The sequence below is a fragment of the Yoonia sp. genome (genome assembly GCF_017854415.1).
Classification (GTDB): domain Bacteria; phylum Pseudomonadota; class Alphaproteobacteria; order Rhodobacterales; family Rhodobacteraceae; genus Yoonia.
Genome location: NZ_JAFMHR010000172.1, coordinates 1 through 5132, shown reverse-complemented (window position 1 = coordinate 5132; position 5132 = coordinate 1). Strand labels below are relative to the sequence as shown.

The 5132-nt window shown below is 53.8% G+C and carries 4 protein-coding genes; 1 reads left to right on the top strand and 3 read right to left on the bottom strand.

The window, feature by feature from the left end:
• The coding region (locus QZ197_RS14640) for a chemotaxis protein CheD (RefSeq protein ID WP_296432885.1) at nt 1-438 on the top strand (438 nt) is incomplete at its 5' end.
• A gap of 90 nt (nt 439-528) precedes the next feature.
• Here QZ197_RS14640 and QZ197_RS14635 read toward each other — a convergent pair.
• The 3 genes from QZ197_RS14635 to QZ197_RS14625 form a co-directional block, all read right to left on the bottom strand.
• The gene (locus QZ197_RS14635) at nt 529-1401 is read right to left on the bottom strand and encodes an NAD(P)-dependent oxidoreductase (RefSeq protein WP_296432884.1); all 873 of its coding nucleotides are present in this window, start codon (nt 1399-1401) and stop codon (nt 529-531) included.
• A 35-nt stretch (nt 1402-1436) separates the two neighbouring features.
• On the bottom strand, nt 1437-3323 hold the full coding sequence (locus QZ197_RS14630) for an acyl-CoA synthetase (RefSeq protein ID WP_296432883.1): 1887 nt from the start codon (nt 3321-3323) through the stop codon (nt 1437-1439).
• 108 nt (nt 3324-3431) lie between these two features.
• On the bottom strand, nt 3432-5132 hold a 1701-nt coding region (locus tag QZ197_RS14625; RefSeq protein WP_296432882.1), incomplete at its 5' end, for an ABC transporter transmembrane domain-containing protein.

Here is a 5132-nt window from a genome sequence, read left to right as displayed (position 1 = left end):
CTCGGATCATGCGTCGCAATGTGCCTATTCGATGCCGTCAACCGTGTTGGCGGCATGAACCACTTTCTACTTGCGACATCAACACTCGCCGAAAGTGATGATCTGAAATACGGGATCAATGCGATAGAATTACTCATAAATCGATTGCTTAAGTCAGGAGCTGAGCGATGCCACCTTCAAGCAAAGCTATTTGGTGGCGCGCGCATGACTGATCATGCGCGCGATATCGGCGCCGGAAATGCCGCTTTCGCCAAAGAGTTCTTGGAAAGAGAAGGCATCACCTGTGTCTCTTCAAGCTTAGGCGGGGAACAGGCCCGCCGTGTACAGTTTGTTCCCACAACGGGCGCTGCCCGGCAACTTCAAATCGCAGGAATGGCAGTTGACGAAACGATTAGACCAAGGCAAGTCCGAACGCCCCAAGACATCACGCTATTCTAGCCCAGAACAGCGTCCATTGGATGCTTTGATCAGTGTTCGATAGCGAGCAGATAGCAAGCAACACACAATTTTATATGTCGATCCGCGCGATCAATTGTAGGCTTGCAAACGCTTAAGCAATGACGACGTATCCCAACGCGCCCCACCCATTTTTTGAACATCTTTATAGAACTGGTCCACCAATGCCGTCACCGGCAGGCTCGCCCCGTTTTCATTGGCGGTGTCTAGACAAATCCCAAGATCCTTACGCATCCAATCAACCGCGAATCCATGATCGAATTTGTCGTCCAGCATCGTTTCATACCGGTTCGACATCTGCCAGCTACCGGCGGCGCCTTGGCTTATCACCTCGACGACAGCCCGACCGTCAAGTCCCGCCTTCTGCGCAAAATGCAGCGCCTCTGACAGGCCCTGAACCAAACCTGCTATCGCGATTTGGTTACACATTTTTGTCATTTGCCCAGCACCACTGTCACCGATCCTACGGCACAACTTTGCATAGGCTGCTATCACGGCCTCGGCCGTAGCATAGCTGTCCGCTGCTCCGCCACACATGATTGACAACGCGCCGTTCTCGGCACCTGCCTGCCCGCCGGACACCGGCGCATCAACGAAAGCAATCCCGTTTTGTGCAGCTGCATCATGCAACTCGCGCGTCACTGCGGCCGACACTGTCGTGTGATCCACAAAGATTGAGCCTGCGGCCATCGCCGCAAATGCACCATCTTTGCCCAAGCAAACCGATCGCAAGTCATCGTCATTGCCAACACAGGCCAAAACCATATCTGCCCCTTGGGATGCGGCATTTGGCGTGGCACCCAACTGGCCGCCGTGTTCAGACACCCACTTTTCCGCTTTCGCAGCAGTGCGGTTGTAAACCGTCACATCGTGCCCCGCTGATTTGAGGTGTCCAGCCATCGGGTATCCCATGACCCCAAGGCCCAAAAATGCAAGTTTTGTCATCGCCGCTGTCCTTTTGTGCTGTGCTTCGGGAAGGGTTAATCCGCGTGATCCCAAGGGATCGTATAAGCGTTTAGCGCTTTCCCGATTTCTTCATGCGTTACACTGCCGGTTTTCGTCACATGTGCAACCAGCCCGCTCCGCTTGTCTTCTGTGACGGTCGCAACTTCGGCGGTCAATTCACCCAACGCCGTGTTGTAGACGCGGGTGATCGCGCGCTTGCGCAGGTCCGGTTTAAATATTTTACCGACAGCTGTCTTGGGTAATTCTGGCAAGATTTCAAGATACTTGGGATGAGCAGCGCGTTCATGGATATTTGCTTTTGCATACGCAAGCAGATCAGTCTCCGTGATATCCGCGCCATCAACCAGTTCAACATAGACGCATGGAACCTCACCTGCGTGTTGATCTGGTTGACCAATCGCACCCGCGAATGCCACGGCGTCGTGACCTGCGAGAGCCTCTTCAATTTCGGCAGGATCGATGTTGTGCCCGCCGCGAATAATCAGGTCTTTGGCGCGGCCTGTGATCCACAAATAGCCATCCGCATCTTTGCGTCCCAGATCACCGGTCCGCAAAAATGTAGGATTGCCATCAGCGTCCGAATAGAACAAATCAGCGTTTTTTTCGACTTCAGTATACGTCGCACCGCCCGAAACACCCGGGTTTGATACGCAAATTTCGCCGATCTCGTCGATTGCCAGTTCTGTCCCAGTCGCGGGCGACATGATTTTTACGTCTGTATATGGAAATGGGACACCGATTGAACCGACGCGTTTTTCCCCTTCCGGTGGGTTGATCGATACCAGGCAGGTGGCCTCTGTCAAACCGTAGCCTTCGCAGATTGTAACGCCTGCCGCCTCTTCGAAACGGCGATAAAGCTCTAGCGGCAACGGCGCAGAGCCGCAAAAAGCGAGCCGCAGGGTTGAGATATCCGCATCAACTTTGCGCTGCATCAGCGCCGACATCGCGGTGGGCACCGTGATCATGAAGGTCACTTTGTGCTTTTCGATCAGTTTCCAAAAGTTGTCGAACACACCTTCGCCGCGGTATCCTTGCGGTGTTGGAAACACGACCTGCGCACCAGACCCCAAAGAGGCCCCCAGTGACACAATCGTCGCAAAGACGTGGAACAACGGCAGCGGGCAAATCTGCACGTCTTTTTCAGTAAAAAGCAATTTGTCACCTAGCCATGCGTTATAAACGATACCCGAATACCGGTGTTGGACAACCTTTGGCATGCCCGTCGTCCCACCCGTGTGGAAGTAGGCCGCGACGCGGTCTACTTTGCTGTCCTCAAAGGCAAGCGCTGCGGGTTGCTTGTTCATCTCGGCATTGAAATCAAGGACGATGGCATGATGAGACACTGGGTTTTTGGGCCGGATCAGCGGCACGATCAAACGCTTAATTCCAGTCAGATAGCGCAGCAGATCGACCTCGAGGACATGGGTCACATTGGGCGCAAGGCGCACTGCATCCGCAGCTTTTTGCGCCACGTCTGTTTTTGGGAATGCTTTGAGGGTGACCAAGACCTTTGCGTTCGTTTCGCGCAAGATTGCCGCGATTTGTTCAGCCTCGAGCAACGGGTTGATCGGGTTTACGATCCCCGCAACCTGTCCGCCCAAATAGGTCAGAATTGTTTCAGTGGCATTGGGCATCAAATAGGCAACAACATCGTCCTCACCAACACCAAGCGCGCGGAACATGTTTGCCGCCTGCCCCGTCTTGTCGCGCAGTGCGTTCCAATCAAGCGTTTCACACTTGGCTTTTGGGTCGGACAAAAGGCTAAAGCTGACCGCCTTGCGGGATCCGTGCTTACCTGCGGTTTGGCTTAGTAAACCGTAAGTCGTCGTAGGGGCATTGCGCGCCTCCCACGGCTTTTCATTCTCTATAGCGTCCCGATCCGCGATACTCGCAAAAGTCATATCGTCTCCTCCCTGATGTCTTACCGCGGATGTTTTCGCGGCCTCCCTAAGGATGCAGGTTGGGCAAGAAACGGCGCGATCACAAGTCTAACGCTACGAAAAGAAGCGTTATTCGGCAGCTAGACCTTCTGTAAACTGCAAGCGGGCCAGTCGGGCGTAAAGCCCATCTTGGGCAACCAGTGCGTCGTGTGTGCCCTGCGCTGCGATTTTGCCGTCCTCTAGCACAATGATCCGGTCCGCTTTTTTAACGGTGGCAAGGCGGTGCGCCACGATCAAGGTTGTCCGCGTACGGGCCAATTCTTCGACTGCGCGCTGCACTGCATATTCGCTTTCTGCGTCAAGTGCGCTTGTCGCTTCGTCCAAAAGCAAGATCGGCGCATCACGCAAGATTGCCCGTGCGATCGCAATCCGCTGCTTTTGCCCACCAGACAACATCACACCGCGTTCACCCACGTAGCTGTCATAGCCATCAGGCAGTGCTGACAAAAAGTCATGCGCAGCCGCCGCTTTCGCGGCTGTTTCAACATCGGCGTCACTGGCTGTAGGGCGACCAAAGCGGATATTTTCGCGGGCTGTGTCCGCAAAAATTACTGGATCTTGAGGGACAAGCGCGATGTATTTACGAAATTCAGCACGATCCAAGTCACGCAAATCCATACCATCAATTTTGATTGCACCACTTTGCGGGTCATAAAACCGCTGAACCATCTGAATGATCGTGCTTTTGCCCGCACCTGACGGCCCAACAAGAGCAATCGTTTCACCCGGCTCAATCGTCAGGCTTACGCCGCCAAGGGCAGAGATTTGCGGTCGGGAAGGATAATGAAATTCCACATTCTCAAAGCTTAGCGCACCGCGCACGGGTTGCGGCAACGCAAGGGGTTGCTCTGGATCCTGCACGCTATCTTCGGCTGTTAACAACTCGACCAAACGCTCTGTCGCACCGGCGGCACGCTGTACTTCGCCCCAGACCTCTGACAAAGCGGCGACTGCGCCGCCGACCATGATCGTGTAGAACATGAACTGCACCAAACCACCTTCGGTGATCTGTCCGGCGCTCACATCTTGTGATCCCATCTGCAAGAACAACACAATCGCTGCAAAAACCATAAAGATCACGATGGCTGTCAGTGCCGCCCGTGTCAGGATGCGGCGGCGGGCAGAAAGATAGCTTTGCTCGGTGACTTCGTCGAACTTTTTGCGGCTCAACTCTTCGTGGGTAAATGCCTGCACGGTTTGCGCTGACAGCAGTTGTTCCGACGCATCACCGCTGGATTCAGCAATCAAGTCTTGGTTTTCTTTTGACAAACTGCGCACACGGCGCCCAAGAAATATGATCGGGAAAAGAACAACAGGGATCGGCCAAAGAACCATCACGCTCATTTTCACCGAAGTGAGAAGCATCAAGATAACGCCCCCAATAAAAATCAGGATATTGCGCAGTGCAATCGACGCAGAACTGCCGATAACGGATAAGATCAAAGTCGTATCTGTCGTGATCCGGCTTAGCACTTCACCGGTCATAATACGTTCATAGAACGCGGGGCTCATGCTAATCATACGGTTGAAAACGGCCTTGCGGATATCAGCCACGACCCGTTCACCCAACCGTGTCACAAGATAATATCGTGCCGCCGTGCCGAATGCCAAGAACACAGCGATCGTCAGCATCAACGTAAAATTCCGGCTGATTTCTTCGCTATCGAGACCAAAGCTGTCCACGACCAATCGTGCGACGATCGGAAAGCTGAGCGCGATCATCGCGGTAAAGACCAACGCAAACCCAGCGCCAATCATATTCAGTTTATA